General features: G+C 67.4%; 18 protein-coding genes and 1 pseudogene. 10 read left to right on the top strand and 9 right to left on the bottom strand.

The window, feature by feature from the left end:
- The first annotated feature begins 121 nt into the window (after window positions 1-121).
- Window positions 122-898, top strand: coding sequence for a Crp/Fnr family transcriptional regulator (locus ACYQML_RS16440; RefSeq protein WP_461233424.1), 777 nt, complete (start codon window positions 122-124; stop codon window positions 896-898).
- Window positions 899-985: 87 nt separating this feature from the next.
- On the opposite strand, the gene ACYQML_RS16445 is transcribed toward ACYQML_RS16440, so the two are convergent.
- The 4 genes from ACYQML_RS16445 to ACYQML_RS16460 are packed head-to-tail and all read right to left on the bottom strand — an operon-like array spanning window position 986 to window position 4,273.
- On the bottom strand, window positions 986-1,945 hold the full coding sequence (locus ACYQML_RS16445; RefSeq protein ID WP_461233425.1) for a HEAT repeat domain-containing protein: 960 nt from the start codon (window positions 1,943-1,945) through the stop codon (window positions 986-988).
- Between the two features lie 5 nt (window positions 1,946-1,950).
- Window positions 1,951-2,184, bottom strand: coding sequence for a 4Fe-4S dicluster domain-containing protein (locus tag ACYQML_RS16450; protein ID WP_461223594.1), 234 nt, complete (start codon window positions 2,182-2,184; stop codon window positions 1,951-1,953).
- A 39-nt stretch (window positions 2,185-2,223) separates the two neighbouring features.
- The gene (locus tag ACYQML_RS16455; protein WP_461227361.1) at window positions 2,224-3,960 is read right to left on the bottom strand and encodes a fumarate reductase/succinate dehydrogenase flavoprotein subunit; all 1,737 of its coding nucleotides are present in this window, start codon (window positions 3,958-3,960) and stop codon (window positions 2,224-2,226) included.
- Window positions 3,953-4,273 (bottom strand): gamma-butyrobetaine hydroxylase-like domain-containing protein, encoded by a 321-nt coding sequence (locus ACYQML_RS16460; protein ID WP_461233426.1) that lies wholly within the window; start codon window positions 4,271-4,273, stop codon window positions 3,953-3,955. The genes ACYQML_RS16455 and ACYQML_RS16460 overlap by 8 nt, the downstream gene beginning before the upstream one ends.
- 537 nt (window positions 4,274-4,810) lie before the next feature.
- Here ACYQML_RS16460 and ACYQML_RS16465 point away from each other — a divergent pair.
- The 9 genes and pseudogenes from ACYQML_RS16465 (at window position 4,811) to ACYQML_RS16505 (ending at window position 12,569) form a co-directional block, all read left to right on the top strand.
- Entirely contained in the window at window positions 4,811-5,290 is a 480-nt protein-coding gene (locus tag ACYQML_RS16465) for an OsmC family protein (RefSeq protein WP_461233427.1), read from the top strand.
- A 2-nt stretch (window positions 5,291-5,292) separates the two neighbouring features.
- Window positions 5,293-6,249 carry a sulfonate ABC transporter substrate-binding protein gene (locus ACYQML_RS16470; protein WP_461235742.1) on the top strand — a complete coding sequence of 319 codons (957 nt, stop codon included), beginning with the start codon at window positions 5,293-5,295 and terminating at the stop codon, window positions 6,247-6,249.
- Between the two features lie 323 nt (window positions 6,250-6,572).
- Window positions 6,573-8,177, top strand: coding sequence for an ABC transporter substrate-binding protein (locus ACYQML_RS16475; protein ID WP_461233428.1), 1,605 nt, complete (start codon window positions 6,573-6,575; stop codon window positions 8,175-8,177).
- A complete protein-coding gene (locus ACYQML_RS16480; RefSeq protein ID WP_461233429.1) occupies window positions 8,174-9,160 on the top strand; it encodes an ABC transporter permease in 987 nt (328 codons plus the stop codon). Before ACYQML_RS16475 ends, ACYQML_RS16480 begins: the two co-directional genes overlap by 4 nt.
- Window positions 9,161-9,164: 4 nt before the next feature.
- Complete coding sequence (locus ACYQML_RS16485) at window positions 9,165-10,037, top strand: ABC transporter permease (protein ID WP_461233430.1); 873 nt, start codon at window positions 9,165-9,167, stop codon at window positions 10,035-10,037.
- Window positions 10,034-11,056 (top strand): ABC transporter ATP-binding protein, encoded by a 1,023-nt coding sequence (locus tag ACYQML_RS16490; protein WP_461233431.1) that lies wholly within the window; start codon window positions 10,034-10,036, stop codon window positions 11,054-11,056. The genes ACYQML_RS16485 and ACYQML_RS16490 overlap by 4 nt, the downstream gene beginning before the upstream one ends.
- Window positions 11,019-12,014 carry an ABC transporter ATP-binding protein gene (locus ACYQML_RS16495; protein WP_461233432.1) on the top strand — a complete coding sequence of 332 codons (996 nt, stop codon included), beginning with the start codon at window positions 11,019-11,021 and terminating at the stop codon, window positions 12,012-12,014. Before ACYQML_RS16490 ends, ACYQML_RS16495 begins: the two co-directional genes overlap by 38 nt.
- Window positions 12,015-12,076: 62 nt before the next feature.
- Window positions 12,077-12,229: pseudogene (locus ACYQML_RS16500) on the top strand (ATP-binding cassette domain-containing protein); the annotation flags it as partial.
- A 28-nt stretch (window positions 12,230-12,257) separates the two neighbouring features.
- Complete coding sequence (locus ACYQML_RS16505) at window positions 12,258-12,569, top strand: ATP-binding cassette domain-containing protein (RefSeq protein ID WP_461235743.1); 312 nt, start codon at window positions 12,258-12,260, stop codon at window positions 12,567-12,569.
- 84 nt (window positions 12,570-12,653) lie between these two features.
- Here ACYQML_RS16505 and ACYQML_RS16510 read toward each other — a convergent pair whose 3' ends face one another.
- From ACYQML_RS16510 to ACYQML_RS16530, 5 genes are read right to left on the bottom strand one after another with little or no spacing between them, the layout of a single operon-like run.
- Entirely contained in the window at window positions 12,654-13,736 is a 1,083-nt protein-coding gene (locus ACYQML_RS16510; RefSeq protein ID WP_461233433.1) for an acyl-CoA dehydrogenase family protein, read from the bottom strand.
- Entirely contained in the window at window positions 13,733-14,281 is a 549-nt protein-coding gene (locus tag ACYQML_RS16515; RefSeq protein ID WP_461233434.1) for an OsmC family protein, read from the bottom strand. The genes ACYQML_RS16510 and ACYQML_RS16515 overlap by 4 nt, the downstream gene beginning before the upstream one ends.
- Before the next feature lie 11 nt (window positions 14,282-14,292).
- Window positions 14,293-15,141, bottom strand: coding sequence for an ABC transporter permease (locus tag ACYQML_RS16520; RefSeq protein WP_461233435.1), 849 nt, complete (start codon window positions 15,139-15,141; stop codon window positions 14,293-14,295).
- A complete protein-coding gene (locus ACYQML_RS16525) occupies window positions 15,138-16,355 on the bottom strand; it encodes an ABC transporter substrate-binding protein (protein WP_056434293.1) in 1,218 nt (405 codons plus the stop codon). The genes ACYQML_RS16520 and ACYQML_RS16525 overlap by 4 nt, the downstream gene beginning before the upstream one ends.
- Before the next feature lie 14 nt (window positions 16,356-16,369).
- Window positions 16,370-17,104, bottom strand: coding sequence for an ABC transporter ATP-binding protein (locus tag ACYQML_RS16530; RefSeq protein ID WP_461233436.1), 735 nt, complete (start codon window positions 17,102-17,104; stop codon window positions 16,370-16,372).
- Between the last annotated feature and the right edge of the window lie 299 nt (window positions 17,105-17,403).

The following is a 17,403-nucleotide window of genomic DNA, read 5'->3' on the forward strand; positions in this document are numbered from 1 at the left end:
CTTCCAACGTCTGAATTTAGAATTGCTCCAGGCGGCCTTCGCCCGATAATCGACGCGCAGCCCATCCTTGGTGCCGGTGTCGGTTCCCCAGCGCGTGGGCTGCTCGAGAACGAGTCCCATCATGTCTTCGGCAACGCTCGCACACACGGAATTCCGCAGGCCCGCGCCCCTCATCGCGAGTGCCCTGTTCCTCAGCGAGAGGACGGATGGCCTCGATGACGGTGCAAGCTTCCTCGACGGCCTGACGCCGTCGGAGATCGCTCGTGTCCGCGCCGCCGGACGTGTCCTGACGCTTGCCCCCGGCGAGAGTGTGTTCACTCAGGGCGAGCCGCATGCGGGCATCTTCCTGATCGAGGAAGGACGCGTCAGGGTATTCTACTCCGGGCCGTCCGGCAGGGAGGTGACGCTCGCCTATTGGACGCCCGGCCATTTCATCGGTGGCCCAAGCATCTATGGCGGTGGTTCGCACCAATGGTCGGGGGTCGCAATCGAGCGGGTGCGCGTCACCGTCCTGTCGAGCGCGACCCTGCGTAGCCTGATCCGCCAGATGCCGGGCTTCGCCCTCTGCCTCATCGCGGCGCTCGAGGCGAAAGGCCGTTGCTACACCGCGATGGCGCAGATGCTGGGAACGCGCTCGGTGATCGAGCGCCTAGCTCAGCTTCTGCTTAATCTCGGCGAACTCTACGGAACTCCGGAGGGCGGCCGAGAGGGTGGCGTCGTGGTTATTCATAGGCGCATCACCCATGATGAGATCGCCGCCCTGGTCGGCTCGACCCGCCAATGGGTAACGATGATGCTCAAGCGATTCCAGCACGATGGGATCGTCGCGATCGACAAGGCACATATCCGCCTGCTCCGTCCAGGACGGCTGCAGGAAATCGTGCAGACCGAGGGCTGATCTACGGAGCTGGCCGGTTCCGCCCGGGGATCGAGCGAGGCCGTGGGGCGCCTCTTCGAAGGCTCCCCCGGCACTCTGCTAAGGCATTCAGGCGGACAATTGCTCCAAGGCCCAGCGCGCGGTCTTGCGGACGTCCGGATCGGAATCGTCCGCGACCGCCGTGAGTCCCGACCGTGCAGCAGGATCGGCAATTTCACCCAAAGCTGCAGCGGCCTCCTTGCGCAAAGCCGGTCGTTCGTCATCAAGGGCGGCCAGGATCGCGGATACGGCGCTCCGCTCCTTCAGCTTACCGAGACTGCGCAGGGCCTTCTGGCGCACCTGCCAGTAGGAGTCTCCCAGCGCATCGAGCAGGGCGGCAGAGCGCACGCCCGGTCCGGTCCGCCCCAACGCCTCTGCGGCGATTTCCCTCACGCTCCAATCGGCGTCGCCGAGCGCATCCGCAATCGCATCCACGGCGTGGCCGTGCCGGGAAAAGGCGAGCGCACCGACTCCGGCCCGCCGTACTTCGGCATCCGGATCACGGGTGGAACCGATGAGGGAAGGCAGCGCCTCTTCCCTCTTCAGATAGGCGATGACGCCGACCGCTTCCGCCCGCACCGCCGGTTCCGGGTCACCGAGGGCTGCGACCGCAGGGCCGAGGGACGTTTCAAGACGAAGGTTGCGCAGGCCTCTCAGGGAGGCGGCGCGCACGAAGGCATCCGCATGCCGGACGAAGGGCAGCAGCGGCGCGCCGGCGGCTGGATCTTTCAGCTCGGTCAGGCTTTCCGCCGCCGCCTTGGCCACGTCGCGATCGGGATCGGTCAGGGCTTCGGCGAGGGCGGACGCCACCGCCGGACCGTCGAAGCCGCCGAAGGCTTCGGCGACCTGCCGGCGCACTCCGGCATCTGGATCGGCGGCGATGCCGGCGAGATGCGGGACCGCGTTGGGATCCGCCGTCTCGGCGAGGTCCAGAACCGCGACGCGACGCACGGCCGGATCGGGATCGGTCAGCCTGAGGGCGAGTTCGGCGACATCGCCGAACTCTTCGAAAGGATCGGTCACCGCCATCATGGTCACCGCAGCAGGTAGGGGATCTGGACGCTCACGGCGCCGGTCGGGCAGTCGGTCTCGCAGGGCATGCAATACCAGCACTCGTCGTACTTCATGTAGGCCTTGCCGGTGAGATCGCTGATCCGCAGCACATCGAGGGGGCAGACATCGACGCAGACTGTGCAGCCCTTGTCGGCGATGCACTTGGCGGCATCCACGGTGACGGGCACCGTACTCGGGGCGTGGGCGAGGGGCATCGGTATCCTTCTGGACTGACGTCGCGTCGAGGTGTTTGCTCAGGCCTGCTTACGGACGCGCTGGTGGTCGTAAGCACCACGCTCCTCGTCCGCGATGGCCACGATGTAAGGGGTGATGGGCCGCTTCTCGCTAATCATGCGACCGGCCTCCTTGCGCAGGATAGTGTGGCAGAACCAGTCGGAATCGTTCTTGTCCGGATGGTCTGTGCGGTTGTGATAGAGGCCCCAGCGGCTCTCGGTCCGGTAGAGTGAGGCGGCCGCCGCCATGTCGGCGCAGTCGAGGATCGAGGAAGCCTCCAGGGCTCGCATCAATTCATGGCTGTCGCGGGCGACCATGCGGGTCTCCAGGTCTTCGCGGATCTCGGCGAAGCGGCGCTGGCCAATCTCCATTTTGGCCGTCACCTTGGGCGGCTGCAGGTAGTCGTTCACGAAGCGCCGGGTCTTGTATTCGATCTGGTTAGGCGGAATGCCGTCCTCCCGCCGTGTCGGAGCCAGCACCCGGTCGCGCTCGCGGGCGATGTCCTCGGCCGAGACCTCCGGCCAGTCGATCTCCGCCGCACGGTCGACGGCATGCTCGCCCGCGATGGCACCGTTGGTGAAGGCACCAAGCATGTAGCTGTGAGGCACATTGGCCATGTCGCCGGCCGCGTAGAGCCCCGGCACGGTCGTGCGGGCGAATTCGTCGACGAAGACTCCGGACGCGCTGTGGCCCGAGCAGAAGCCGACCTCCGAGATATGCATCTCGATCATCCGCTGGCGGTAATTCGTGCCCCGGTTCTCGTGGAAGCGTCCGCGCGAGGGCCGCTCGACCTTATGCAGGATCGTCTCGATCTCGCCCACCGTGTCTGCATGCAGATGGTCGAGCTTGAGGAAGACCGGGCCCTTCCCGCTCTGCAACTCGTTATAGAATTCCTGCATCATCTGGCCGGACCAGTAATCGCACTCGATGAAGCGCTTGCCCTCGCTATTGGCCGTGTAGGCGCCGAACGGACCCGCCACGTAGGCGCAGGCCGGGCCGTTATAGTCCTTGATCAAGGGATTGATCTGGTAGCATTCGAGGTTCGCGAGACCGGCGCCGGCATGGTAGGCCATGCTGTAGCCGTCGCCCGAATTGGTGGCGTTTTCGTAGGTTCCCCAGAGATAGCCCGATTGCGGCAGACCGAGGCGTCCGGCGGCTCCCAAGCACAGGATCACCGCCTTGGCGCGGATGACCAGAAATTCGGCACTGCGGGTGTTGACCGCCACGGCCCCTGCAATACGCCCATCCGGCGCATTGAGGAGCCGGGTTGCCATGAAGCGGTTCGAGATCAGCACCTGCGCCTTGCGCAATTGCCGGTAGAGCGCCTTCTTCACCGTCTCGCCATTGGGCATCGGCAGGACGTAGGTGCCGAGATGATGCACCTTCTTGACGTCGTAATCGCCGTTACCGTCGCGCTGGAAGCGGATGCCGAAACGGTCGAGTTCCTGAATGATCTCGTAGCAACGCTCAGCGTATTTGTAGACCGGCGCCTGATCACAGATGCCGTCATTCGCGATGGTGATTTCCTTGGTGTACTGCTCGGGAGTGGCGTAGCCTGGGATGACGGCGTTGTTCAGCCCGTCCATTCCCATTGCGATCGCGCCCGAACGCTTCACATTTGCTTTCTCCAGGAGCACGACCCTGGCTTTCGGGTTGCGCAGCTTGGCCTTCAGGGCTGCCATTGGGCCCGCCGTGCCGCCGCCGATGACCAGCACGTCGCACGCGATCTCCGACGTGGCATCGTGAATCTCATCCATGGCCGGCCTCGGATGTGGTGCTGGCGCCCTCGGCCAGCGTGCGCAGGTAGGACCACGGGAAAATCCCCCGGTCGTGACCGTCGGAGAAGACGAGGTTCACCGCATAGGCGCCCACCGGCAGGACATCGCGGATCACCAGATCCGCCGTTGGGACCGAGGGGACCGCATCCACGGATGCCCGCACCGAGCCTGCGCTCCGATTTCCCGCCCTGAGGGTCGCGGCCGACAGGGACGAGAGGGTGCCGTCCTCCCACCGGACGTCGAGGCGTGTGGCCCCTTTCGTCAGTCTGATCTCGCGTGGGATGTCCACCATCGCCTCCTTCCCGTCGAGCTGAAGGCCAGGGAGACCGGCGGCTCGGAACGGTTAGAGCGGAGGGCGCGCCCGGTTGTTAAGAAACTAATTGCCTCGGCGGCGAGCCGGGCCTTAAAGCCAAGCCATCACGCCAAGCCTTGTAAGGCGGTTTGCCGCCCGGAGCCTGTCCGTGCCGGCAACGCGAGCGCTGACGTTGCAAACATCCCCCTTTTCGAGCGGTTGAGCATGCGGGCCATGCCGTCAAACCGAACGCTGTCCGACGGGCGGTTCCAGGTCCCGCTAGTCAGAGTCGGCGGCATAGGGAAACCCTGACACCAGGATTTTCCAGATTATCGTTCCCATATTCGTCACAACAACGAACGCTCCTTCTGCCGCATGAAGGCTATACCGGGGTATGCGCAACACGTCTCTGCGTTCATCCGCGGATGCAAGCACTGTAGCGGCCGGCCGATGAGCGAAATAGATTTGTATCTCGAAGACAAACGTCGTGCGCTTGATTCTCGCCAAGAGCGCGTCCGGCAGGGTAAGGCCTCCGCGGTGCCCCTGACGGCGCGCGCGTCGGTGGAAGGCCGTAGCGGCGTGCGCCGCATCGGAATTCGCCGGCACGCGATCGTGTCCGACAGCCAGCCCGACTTCGCGGGGTTCGACCTCGGGCCGAGCTCCCCGGAGCTTCAGCTCGGCGTCCTCGGCTCCTGCCTCGCCCATACGATCCTGATCCAGGCCGCCTTACACGATCTGCCGATCACCTCCCTGGAGGTCGAGGTCGCGGGGACGTTCGACCCGCGGGCGGGCACGGAGGGCTTCGAGGATATCCCCGTGCATCCGCGGGACCTGACCTACGAGGTACGCCTCGATTCACCGGCCGAACCGTCGACGGTCCAGGCGTTTCAGGCCCGGGTCGAGAAGGTCTGCCCCATCCTCAATCTGCTTCGCCTGCCACAATCCGTGAGCGGCCGCTTCACCCAAACCGCGCCCGGCCACGGGGCGGATGCCACTTTACAGGAGACGAACCCGTGACGATGACCCGACGCCGTGTGCCGGCCTTGCTTCTTGCCCTCGGAACGGGCCTCGCGGCCTTTACCGGGGCGGTCGCCGAGGAGATTGCACCCAAGGACTTCCGCATCGGCTATCAGAAGATCGGCCTTATCGTCGTCGCACGCCAGCAGGGCGTGATCGAGAAGCGCTTGGCGTCCCAGGGCACAAAGGTACAGTGGGTCGAGTTTCAGGCGGGACCACCCCTGCTCGAAGCTTTGAGCGCAGGCAGCATCGACTTCGGCTATACCGGCGACGCGCCACCGATCTTCAATCAGGCTGCGGGCGGCAATCTCGTTTATGTCGCCGCCTCGGCGCCCTCGGGAGACGGAGAGGCGATCCTGGTCAAGGAGGACTCACCGATCCGCTCGGTTGCCGACCTCAAGGGCAAGAAGATCGCGTTCGGACGTGGCACCTCTGCGCACAACCTTCTCATCGCCGCTCTTGAGAAAGCTGGCCTGACCTTCGCCGACATCACGCCGGCCTACCTGACGCCGGCAGATGCCGGCTCGGCCTTCGCCAACGACAGCGTCGACGCCTGGTCGATCTGGGACCCTTACTTTGCTGTCGCGCAGGCGCGGAGCAAGACACGGGTTCTTGCCACCTCGGGCCAGACCCTCGACCTGTCCGCCTATTTCCTGGCGAACAAGACCTTCGCCGACAAGCATCCGGGCGTCGTAGTCAGCGCCCTGTCGGCACTCTCCGAGGCGGCGGCCTGGGCCGAAGCACATCGCGACGAAGTGGCCCAAGCGCTAGCGAACGTGACCGGTATTCCCCTTGCGATCCAGAAGACGGCTGCGGACCGAACGCAGTTCGGCGTGCGGCCACTTTCCGACCCGATCCTCGCGAACCAACAGGCGACAGCGGACCGGTTCCATCGCCTCGGCCTGATCCCCCGCGCCATCCAGGTCCGCGACGCCGTATGGACACCGCCTCGCACCTGAGCGCGGCGGCCTCGGTCTGTTGCAGAGTTCAATCGCCTTTAGAACGCCCGATGAGACGAATACGACGTCGTGCGGCTTTCGTCCGAAAACTAAGTTGCCGGAAGAACCGCCCGGCAGTAGACGAACAGATTTCGGTATCGATCCTGCTTCACCGTAGAACAATCGTCTATTAAATCGAATTAATATAGTATTGAACCGATCTTATTGTAGCGTTACTGACGAGGGTATTATTCAACACACGGCCATCGTGGCTTGGCGGGACAGCTCGGCTGTCTTGGTCTTCGGCGTGTGTGACGGGGGGCGGCGGGATGGTAACAAGGAATATGCGAGGCGTCGCAGGGGTGATGCTTGCGCTGGCGCTCGCGGTAAGTCCGGTATGCGCCGAGCCCGAGCGGCACGGTGGGACCCTGACCGCGATCGTCCAGCCGGAGCCCGTGATCCTGACCGCGGCGGTCAGTTCGGCCGCTCCAACCGGGGTGGTGAGCGGGACGATTTTCGACGGGCTTGTGGATTACGACCGCGACCTCAGGCCGATTCCGGCACTCGCCACTGCCTGGGAGACTGCACCCGACGGACTCAGCCTAACCCTCCACCTGCGCTCCGGCGTGAGCTGGCACGACGGCCAGCCTTTCACGGCGGCGGACGTGAAGTGGACCCTCGAGAACGTCTGGACCAAGATCCATCCGCGCAACCAGATCACCTTCGGCAAGGTGACGACCGTCGAGACGCCCGATCCGCTCACCGTGATCCTGCGCCTCAGCCAGCCCTCGCCTGCGATCCTGTCGTCCCTCAACAGCAACGGCGCGCAGGTGCTTCCCAAGCACCTCTATGAGGGCACGGACGTGCTCTCGAACCCTTACAATAACAAGCCGGTCGGCACGGGCCCCTTCGTCTTCAAGGAATGGAACCGGGGCAATCACATCGTCCTGGAGCGCAACCCGAGCTACTGGGACAAGGGCAAGCCGTATCTGGACAAAGTCGTCTTTCGCGTCCTGCCGGATGCCGCCGCCCGCGCAGCGGCGCTAGAGAAGGGCGAGACGCAATACGCACCCTTGAGCCCTGTGCCCCTGCGAGACGCCGCCCGCCTTGGCGCGCTGCCGAACCTCCGCGTCGCCACCACCGGCTATGAATGGCTCTCGCCATGGCTGTTTGCAGATTTCAACGTCGAGCGCGGCCCCCTCAAGGACGTGCGGGTACGCCGTGCCCTGGCCCTGGCGATCGATCGTGCTGCTCTGGCCAAGGTCGTCTGGTTCGGCTTCGGCCAGCCGGCAACGAGCCCGGTGCCGTCGACGCTCACGGATTTCCACGCCAAGGACGTTCCGGCCCATCCATTCGACCCAAAGCGGGCCGAGGCGCTCCTCGACGAGGCCGGGCTCAAGCGCGATGCGAACGCGACGCGCTTCAGTCTCGACATCGACTACATTCCCTATGGCGACGACTTCAAGCGGACAGCGGAATTCCTCAAGGCCTCCCTCCGCCGCGTCGGCGTCGAGGCCAACATTCGCAGCCAGGACACGCCGAGCTACACCCGCCGGATCTACGGCGATCGTGACTTCGACATCGCGATTACGTGGTTTGCCGCTTTCTCGGATCCCCAGGTCGGCGTCACCCGGGCCTATTGGTCGGCGTCGATCGGCAAGAACATTCCCTGGACGAATGGCTCGGGTTACCGCAACCCGGAGGTCGATGGGTTGATCGCGGCCGTCCAGGGCGAGGCGGATGCGGGCAAGCGCCGCGACCTGTTCCGGCGCTTCCAGCAGATCGTCCTTGAGGATCTGCCGACCCTGCCGCTGCTCGAACTGAAGTTCTTCACCGTCGAGGCGTCCAACCTGCGCCACGACGCCCGTGGCGATCAGGTCTACGGCACTCTCCGCGATTTCCGCTTCGACGGACCGGCACCCGGCCAAACGCGCGCCAGCGCCCAATGAGCGAGATGACAGCGAATCTGGGCACCCTCGGGCGGCGCTTCCTCCAGATGGCGTCGGTCGTGGTCGGCATCGCCGTCATCAACTTCTGCCTGCTCCACCTGGCGCCCGGCGACGCCGTCCAGGTCCTGGCCGGTGAGGCCGGGTCGGCCACGCCCGAATACATCGCGGCACTTCGCGCGCAATTCGGCCTCGATCAGCCGATGGCCGTTCAGTTCGCCAAATACCTCGGCAACGTGCTCACCCTCGATCTCGGATTCTCGTTCCGACAGGGCCTACCTGTCGCGACCCTCATTCTCCAGCGGGTCGGGCCGACGCTGCTCCTGATGGGCACCAGCATCGGCTTCTCCGTCCTCGTCGGCGGGGCGCTGGGCTTTGCCGCCGCGCGCCACGCGGGGCGTCCCCTCGACACCGCGATCTCGATCCTCGCGCTCCTGTTCTACGCCACGCCGGTGTTCTGGATCGGGGTGATGCTGATCGTGGTGTTCTCGGTGTGGCTCGACTGGCTTCCGGTGGGCGGCATGGCGCAGGTGGAGGCCGGCCTTACCGGGCTCGGCTACGCGGCCGACGTCGCACGGCATCTCGTGCTCCCGGCTCTCACCCTCGGCCTGTACTACCTCGCGGTCTATACCCGCCTGACCCGCGCTGCGATGCTGGAGGCCTACGGGCAGGATTACGTGCGCACGGCGGTGGCGAAGGGCGTGCGGCCGCGCCGCATCGCCCGCCGCCACGTCTTGCGAAACGCGCTCCTGCCGGTGGTGACGCAACTCGGACTTCAACTCGGTTCGATCCTCGGCGGCGCCGTACTGGTGGAGACGGTCTTCGCCTGGCCGGGCCTCGGCCGCCTGGCCTTCGAGGCCCTGTTCCAGCGCGATCTCAACCTGCTGCTCGGTATCCTGCTCTGCAGCTCGGTGGTGGTCGTCCTCGCCAACCTCGCGGTCGACCTGCTCTACGGGGTGCTCGACCCGCGCACGACGCGGTCCTGAGCCGATGGCTGTCGCCCTTCCCCTGGCCGCGTCCCGGCGGAATCCGGCCGGGCTGTTCACCCGTCTGGTGCGACGTCCGTCGGCGCTTCTCGGCCTCGTTCTCCTCGGTCTCGTCGCCGGGGTGGGCCTCGCCGCGCCCGTCCTCTATCCCGGCGATCCCCTCGACATGGTGGCCGTGCCCCTGCAATGGCCCGGCGCCGATCCGGACTTTCCCCTCGGAACCGACATGCTCGGCCGCGATCTCGCCGCCGGCATCGCTCACGGGGCCCGCATCTCGCTTCTGATCGGCACCGTCGCGACCCTGGTCGCTCTCGTCATCGGTGTCGGGATCGGCGCGGTGGCGGGCTATTACGGGGGCCGCACCGATGCCGCCCTGATGCGGCTCACCGAGCTGTTCCAGACCATCCCGCCCTTCCTGTTCACCCTCGCCATCGTGGCGGTGCTGCAGCCCTCGCTTTCGACCATCGTGCTGGCGATCGGGCTCACCGGCTGGCCGGCGCTCGCCCGGCTGGTACGCGCCGAGGTCCTACGCCTGCGGGACGGCGAACTCGTTCAGTCCTCCATCGTGATCGGCGCCTCGGATGCGCGCATCATCGGTCTGCACATCCTCCCGAACGTGCTGTCGCCCGTGATCGTCTCCGCCTCGATCCTGGTGGCGAACGCGATCCTGGCCGAGTCGAGCCTCGCCTTCCTCGGCCTTGGCGATCCCAACGTCGTCAGCTGGGGTGGCATGGTCGGGGCCGGCCGAGAGGTGATCCGCACCGACTGGTTCGTGGCCGCCGTGCCTGGGTTCGCCATGGTGAGCGCCGTCCTCGGCCTCAATCTCCTGGGCGACGGGCTCAACGACGCCCTCGACCTGAAGCGGGCGGCCCGGTGAGCGCGCACGGTGGACGGCCGGTTCTAGAGGTGGAGGACCTGTCCGTCGCCTTCCACGACCGGGGCGGCGAACTCGCCGCCGTGCGAGGCGTCGGATTCGCGCTGGCGCCGGGCGAGATCCTGGCGCTCGTCGGCGAATCCGGTTGCGGCAAGTCGCTCACCGCCTACGCCCTGCTCGGCCTGCTGCCCGGCAACGCCCGCGCCAGGGGCCGCGTCCGTCTCGAGGGACGCGATATCCTCGGCCTGGAGGGCGAGGCGATGCGGCGCCTGCGGGGCGCACGCATCGCCATGATCTTCCAGGAGCCGATGACGGCCCTCAATCCGGTTCTGACCGTCGGCGCGCAGATCGTCGAGGCGATCCGCGAGCATGAAACCGTGAGCCGCGCCGAGGCCCGTGCCCGCGCACTCGGTCTCCTCGCGCGCGTCCGCATCTCCGATCCGGAGCGTCGGTTCGGCGAGTATCCCCATCGCCTGTCGGGCGGCATGCGCCAGCGGGTGATGATCGCCATGGCGCTCGCCTGCGAACCGGCCGTTCTCATTGCCGACGAGCCGACCACGGCCCTCGACGTCACGGTGCAGGCGGAGATCCTCGATCTGCTCGACGACCTGCGCCGGGAGACCGGGATGGGGGTGGTGCTGATCACCCACGATCTCGGCCTCGTCGCCGAACATGCCGACCGGGTCCTGGTGATGTATGCCGGCCGCGTGGTCGAGACGCGCTCCGCCGAGACTATGATCGCAACGCCTCTTCACCCTTACACGCGCGGCCTTCTCGCTGCGCGTCCCCGCCTCGGGACGGGTCCGCGGCGACGCCTCGCCGAGATTCCCGGCCAAGTTCCGCAACTGGGCGCCATGCCGCCCGGCTGCGCCTTCGCGCCCCGTTGTTCGTCCGCAGACTCGCTCTGCCGCGAGATCCTGCCGTCCCTGGATGCGGCCGGGTCCGCCACCGAGCGGGTCGCCTGCCTCCGTTGGAAGGAAATCCGTGCTCCAGAGCAATCCGCTGCACCACTCGGCGCCTGAGATCGATGCCCCTCCGCTGCTGGCCGTCGACGACCTCGCGGTCCATTATCGGACTGGGCGCGGCACGGTGCGGGCGGTGGATGGCGTCACGTTCGAGATCCACCCCGGCGAGACCCTCGGCCTCGTCGGCGAATCGGGGTGCGGCAAGTCAACTCTCGGCCGCGCCATCCTGCGCCTCGTGGAGCCGACCCGAGGAGCGATCCGCCTCGGTGGGCGCGACCTCGTCGGTTTGTCCGCCAGCGACATGAGGAGGGAGCGAGGCCGCCTCCAGATGGTGTTCCAGGACAGTGGGGCGGCGCTGGACCCGCGCTGGACCGTCGGCCGGCTGATTGAGGAGCCGCTTCGCATCCACGGGCGCGGCTCGACCGTCGAGCGCCGGGCGCGGGTGGTGCGGCTACTGGCCGATGTCGGGCTGGCGGCAGATGCCGCGGACCGCTATCCGCACGCCTTCTCCGGTGGCCAGCGCCAGCGAATCGGCATTGCCCGCGCGCTGGCGCTCGAGCCCGAGCTCGTCGTCTGTGACGAGCCGGTCTCGGCCCTCGACGTTTCGGTGCAGGCGCAGATCCTCAACCTGCTGCACGATTGTCAGGTGGAGCGCGGCGTCGCTCTTCTGTTCATCAGCCATGACCTGTCCGTGGTCGAGTACGTCTCCGATCGGGTCGCCGTGATGTATCTCGGCCGGATCGTCGAGATCGCGTCGCGCGAGGCGCTGTGGCGCGCGCCGGCCCATCCCTACACCCGCAGGCTCCTCGCGGCTGTACCGGCACAGGAGCGCAGGCGGGACCGGATCGAGAGGGGTTCGGGGCAACCCGACGAATTGCCCAGTCACTACGCTCCTCCGGCGGGTTGCAACTTCCATCCCCGCTGCCCGATCGCGGTCGAACGCTGCCGCTCCGAGGCACCGACACTCCGCACGACGGCGCAAACAGGGCACCGGGTGGCCTGCCATCTTGTCTGACCGAGCCTCTGATCGTCTTGGAGGGCGTCGCGAAGCGCTTCATCGACGGGCGCTCGGGACGCGTGACGACGGCGCTGGAGCATCTCACCTTCTCGGTCCGGGAGGGCGAGTTCGTCTGCCTGCTCGGGCCAAGCGGGTGCGGCAAGTCCAGCGTCCTCGATCTGCTCTGCGGGTTCGAGCCCCCTTCCGAGGGGCACATCCGGGTCGAGGGCGCCCCGGTAAAAGCGCCCGGGCGACCGGGGCATCGTCTTTCAAGAAGCGCTGCTCTTCCCCTGGCTCACGGTCCTGGACAACATCACCTTCGCGCCCCGCCTCGCCGGTGTACCGGCTGCCATCTATCGTCCCCGAGCGGATCGCCTGATCGCGCTCATGGGCCTCGCCGGGTTCGAGAGCCATGCGCCCCACGAGCTATCCGGCGGCATGCGGCAGCGGGCGGCCATCGCGCGGGCTTGGATCTCTGAGCCGCGCATGCTGCTGATGCCTGGCATGAACGGGATCGACCTCGCCCGCGAGATCCGGCGCCGGCATCACGACCTGCCCGTGCTGCAGGCCTAAGGCTACGGCCATTCGTCTTGCAAGCGTAGCCGCAGGATGTCTGCTTAGGGAACCGGTCGAGCACCGCGCGCTGACAAGCGGCTGTCACCCGCCCGCGAGTTCCAGCGTGATGTGCTTCACCGAGGGCGTGACGATGGCCACGAACTGCGCCTCACGCAGTCGCCGGAAGGGTTCGGAGCCTTCGAGATACCCGCGCGCGCCGAACTGAAGCATGGCGGCTTGCGCTGCCTCCAGGGCGAGCCAGGAAATATCGAGGCGTAGGCGCAGGGTCTCGCGGAAGGCGCCCGCCGCCGGGTCGGCGTGGCGTTCGGCCGCGTGCACGAGCCGCGTCCACAGGTGGGCCGCCCGCGCGTCGATCGCCTCGGCCCCGAGGGGAAGCGCCGCGCCGTCCCGGCTGCCCCGGCCATCCGCGCGCATCAGCGCGGCGACGCCACGGGCGAGCCCCAGTCCCATGCCGGCCTGGAGTAGCACGAAGCCGTTGCGGATGCGGGGGACGAAGGCCGCGGCGTCAGGGGCGATCACGTCGTCGTCAGGCACGAACGCGTCGCGGACCATCACCGTGTAGGTCCCGGTGCCTTCGAGGGCTACGAAACGGGCATTGGCCGCGATGGCGACCCCTTCCTGGCCTGCCGCGAACACCGCCATGACACGGCGGTCGTCGTCGAGGGCGAAGATGCTGGCGAACGGGTGGCCGGGGCCGAGATTGGAGACCCAGGGCAAGCGCCCGCGCACCCTGTAGCCGCCCGGCACCCGTCGACCCGTGAGGGCGAGGGGCTCGATGCCGGCGAACGCCTTCATCGGATTGGACAGTCCGGTGCCGCCGAGGCGTACGCCGTTGGCGATGTCGGCCAGATGGCGGTCGCGGGCAGGCGCATCGCCATGGGCGAGGTACCAGGCAAGGGCGTCCTGGCACCAGACGCAGAAGGCCGTCGACAGGCAGGCGGCCCCCACCGCCGCCATCGCTCCCACGGCTCGGATCAGTCCCTCGGGTGTACCCTGCGTGTGGTGGGCATAGGCACCGGCTGCGCCGAGGCCGCGCAGCACGCCGTCCGGATAGAGCCCCCCGTCGATCGCACCGACGATCGGCGCGAGTTCGTCACGCACGACGCTGGCGACGTCCCGAGGGACTTCGGGAAGCGCCGCGGGGCGGGCGAGGGCCGCGCTCATCGATTGCGGACGAGGCTGACGGCGACGGGATTCCTGACCGTGTTGAGCACCGGCGACCAGTCACCCGCATGGGCTACGAGGTCGTCGAGTTCGGCCTGGCTGGCGCCCTCGATGTCGAGATGCGCAGTCAGGCGCACGGCGGTGAGGCCAACGGTCTTCGGCGACAGGTCGCCCGTCCCCCAGACCGAGGTGATGTTGATGTCACCCTCGCTCTGGATCTCGATGCCGCGCACGGTCCAGCCGCGCGCGACCGCGTTGGCTTGGAGGCCGACCGCCACGCAGGTGCCGAGGGCTGCGAGCAGCGCCTCGGTGGGGTTCGGGGCGGTGTCGTCGCCGAGCAGGCCGGGCGGCTCGTCCACCACGTGGGCGTCGAGGTTGCGCACGTAGTTGAGATGGCGGAAGCGCCGACCCTCGGCGATGGTCCGTGCGCGCACCGTGCGAACGGCCATCGGATCGGCGCGGCCCTTCTCCGACAGGGCCGCCAGGGCATCACGGTCGATGGTCTCGAAGGTCTGGACGATCTCTCTCACGGAGGCGGACGACATGGGCGTTCCTTTCAGGTCGCGGGAATCCAGCGGGCGCGGGCAGCGAGCCGTCCGAGGCCGGCGTCGAGGGCGTAGCCGATCAGTCCGATCAGCAGGACGAGGGCCGCCAAGCGGTCGTACGAGAGGGTGTCGCGCGCATCGTTGATGGCATAGCCGAGGCCGCTAGTGACCCCGAGATACTCGGCCGGCACGAGCACGATCCAGGCGACGCCGAGCGCCAGGCGCAGGCCCGTGAGGATGTCCTGCAGCACCGCCGGAACCACGATCCGGTGCAGGGTGGCGATCCGGCCGCCGCCGAGGTTGCGCGCGAGGGTGAGCCAGATCGGATCGATCCGCTTCACGCCGGCCGCGGTCGAGAACAGGATCGGCCAGATCGCGGCGGCCGCGATAAGAAACACGATGGCGCCCTCCCAGGTCGGGAAGGCCAGCACCGCCACCGGCATCCAGGCCAGCGGCGAGACCATGCGCAGGAGCTGGAAGGGGGGCTGCAGGGCGCGTTCGGCCAGCGGCGAGGCCCCGACGAGCAATCCGAATGGCACCCCGAGCACGAAGGCGTAGGCGAGGCCTTGGCCGATCCTGGCAAGGCTCGGCAGCGCGGCCCGCCAGGCCTCGCCGGAGGTGAGAAGATCGGCGAACGACGCGATGGCCGGTCCGGGAGCGAAGCCCGCGAAGGCGGTATAGGCCGGATCGTTCGCGAGGAGGCGGCCGGCCGCGAACCACAGCAACAGGATGGTGCCGACACCGAGAATCGGCGCTGTCCAATGCAGCACGTCGGCAAAGGATCGGCTCTCCGGCCAGGCGCGCGCGGACGTGGGGCCGCCGATGTCCGATGGTGCGGACTTCAGGAGGCCCCCGGTCATAGCGACAGCGTCTCGGTGCGGTCGGTGCCGGACCCGGGGAACGCATCCGGGAAGCGCTTGAGGGATGCGGCCACGAAGCGGTCGTCGACGAGGTCGCGCGCGACGAAATCCGGATCGAGCCCGTTCAGGAAGGTTGCGTCACCCTCCACCACGGTCCGGCCCATGGCCTCGACGATCAGGCGGGTCGCGGACGGGTAGGGCCAGGGCTGGAAGTCGATGCGGCTCGCCGCCCAGTCCGCGTGGCGGATGGCACCGCTCGCCGCATAGGCGGGACCGTAATCGGTCATTGCCTTGACCACCACGTCGGCGGCCATCGGCAGGTAACCGCGTCCGTCCTTCGAGATGAGCCGGGCCACGGCCTCCTTGTTGGCGGACGCATAGGCCTGCGCGCGCACGATGGCGTCGATGGCCTTGCCCGTCCATTCGGGGCGCTCCACCGTTGTCCGCTCATGGGCGACGACCACGCAGCAGGGGTGATTTTTCCAGATGTCCCCGGTGAAGCGCAGCATCCGGGCGCCGGCCTTGATCTCGCCGAGCGCATTGAACGGCTCGGCCACGATGTAGCCGTCGACCTTGCCGGCCGCCAGCGCCGCCGGCATCTCGGGTGGCGGCAGGATCTGGAGGGCGCATTCACCTGGGCCCGCCTCGCCCCGGATCACCGGCGTGATGCCGGATTCACGCAGCGCGTACTGCAGCACCACGTTGTGCATCGAGTACCAGTACGGAACCGCGACCCGCTTGCCGGCGAGCCCCCTGAAGTCGGTGATGCCGCCCTTACCCCCGACGACGATGCCGGAGCCGTTGGTGTGGGCCCAGGCCAGAACCTTGACCGGGAACTTGTTGTTGTAGCGCATCCAGACCGGGATGGGCTTGAGCAGGTGGGCGAGGTTGAACTTGCCGGCGGCGAAGCCTTCGACCAGAGCCGACCAGGACCGCACGGGGGTGGGCTCTGCCACCTTGAGTCCTGCCTCCTCGAAATAGCCCTTGGCGTGGGCGACCAGGAGGGCGGTGGCGTCGGTGATCGGAAGGTAGCCGATGCGCACCACATCGTCGTCGGCCGCGTGCACTGCCCGGCTCGACAGGCCGAGGCCGGCACCACCCAGCAGGGCGGCGAGGCCGCCGCGCGCGAGGCTGTCGAGGGTGTCGCGGCGGGTCCAGTCCGCGCGCGCCCATTCATGCGTCCAAAGGGCGGAGAGGTCGTCGGGAGCGGTCATCAGGAGGGTCCGGTTCACGCCGCTTCGCGGTCGACGGGGAGGGGTGATGCGCCGAGCCGCGCCCTCAGTTCGACCTCGGATCGGACGGGGAAATCCGCGACGATCACGGCGGGAGTGCCTGCAAGAACGAGGGCACGTTCGGCCAGAGCTGCGACGTCGGCCGGATCGTGGGTCACGATCACGAGCGTTAGGCCACGCACGCTCGCAAGGCGCTTCACGTCCGCGCGCAGGGCGGTCCGCATCTCCGGATCGAGGGCGGAGAACGGCTCGTCGAGGAGGAGGAGGCGCGGCCGGCTCGCGAGCGCCCGCGCCAGGGCCACGCGCTGCTGCTGGCCGCCCGAGAGCTCATGTGGCTTGGCATCGACCCTGTCGGCCAGGCCGACTTCTCCGAGAATGCGCAGTGCGTCCGCGCGGTCGCCGCCGGGGCTTCCCAGGGGTCGGCCGGACAGGCGGGCCGGCAGCAGCACGTTGTCGAGGACGCTCGCCCAGGGCAGCAAGGCGGGCCGCTGGAACATCATCGTGGCCCCCGGGACGGGGCCCTTCACGCGCGCACCGTTGATCGTCAGGTCACCGGAGGATGGCGGGACGAGGCCGGCGGCGATCTGCAGCAGCGTCGACTTCCCGACGCCCGACCGCCCGACGATGCCGATCCGTTCACCGGGGGCGATCCTCAGCGAGATCCCATTGAGGATCGGTCGGCCGCCGCGCTGGAAACCAACGGCATCGAAGACGAGTTGTGGCGATGGCACAAGATTTTCAGGCACAGGGAATGGTACGCCGAACCGAGAGTTTTTCATCGAGCCAAGACCATTAAGTCTCGTCTCAAGAACATGAAGGCCTCGGCGAGCTAAGGCTATAGATTAATATAATAAAAATCGACGGCGATGTAGAAGGCGACTTCCTTAGATTCAGAGTAACGAAGAAAAACCTCTCCCTATTGGCTGCATGATACCCAGCACGCCTACGACGGAAGCCTTTCACAGCTGGAGACGCGATCGAGTTTCATTCGGCACCGGTGCGAGGTCGACCGTGACCGATATCGTCAGAG

This window comes from Methylobacterium sp. CM6244 (assembly GCF_054817885.1).

Coding starts and splice junctions, on each gene's coding strand:
- ACYQML_RS16515 (WP_461233434.1), bottom strand. CDS start 14,281: ATGTCGTCCGCCTCCGTGAGAGAGATCGTCCAGACCTTCGAGACCATC.
- ACYQML_RS16485 (WP_461233430.1), top strand. CDS start 9,165: ATGGCTGTCGCCCTTCCCCTGGCCGCGTCCCGGCGGAATCCGGCCGGG.
- ACYQML_RS16510 (WP_461233433.1), bottom strand. CDS start 13,736: ATGAGCGCGGCCCTCGCCCGCCCCGCGGCGCTTCCCGAAGTCCCTCGG.
- ACYQML_RS16440 (WP_461233424.1), top strand. CDS start 122: ATGTCTTCGGCAACGCTCGCACACACGGAATTCCGCAGGCCCGCGCCC.
- ACYQML_RS16475 (WP_461233428.1), top strand. CDS start 6,573: ATGCGAGGCGTCGCAGGGGTGATGCTTGCGCTGGCGCTCGCGGTAAGT.
- ACYQML_RS16455 (WP_461227361.1), bottom strand. CDS start 3,960: ATGGATGAGATTCACGATGCCACGTCGGAGATCGCGTGCGACGTGCTG.
- ACYQML_RS16520 (WP_461233435.1), bottom strand. CDS start 15,141: ATGACCGGGGGCCTCCTGAAGTCCGCACCATCGGACATCGGCGGCCCC.
- ACYQML_RS16480 (WP_461233429.1), top strand. CDS start 8,174: ATGAGCGAGATGACAGCGAATCTGGGCACCCTCGGGCGGCGCTTCCTC.
- ACYQML_RS16525 (WP_056434293.1), bottom strand. CDS start 16,355: ATGACCGCTCCCGACGACCTCTCCGCCCTTTGGACGCATGAATGGGCG.
- ACYQML_RS16450 (WP_461223594.1), bottom strand. CDS start 2,184: ATGCCCCTCGCCCACGCCCCGAGTACGGTGCCCGTCACCGTGGATGCC.
- ACYQML_RS16445 (WP_461233425.1), bottom strand. CDS start 1,945: ATGGCGGTGACCGATCCTTTCGAAGAGTTCGGCGATGTCGCCGAACTC.
- ACYQML_RS16470 (WP_461235742.1), top strand. CDS start 5,293: ATGACCCGACGCCGTGTGCCGGCCTTGCTTCTTGCCCTCGGAACGGGC.
- ACYQML_RS16460 (WP_461233426.1), bottom strand. CDS start 4,273: ATGGTGGACATCCCACGCGAGATCAGACTGACGAAAGGGGCCACACGC.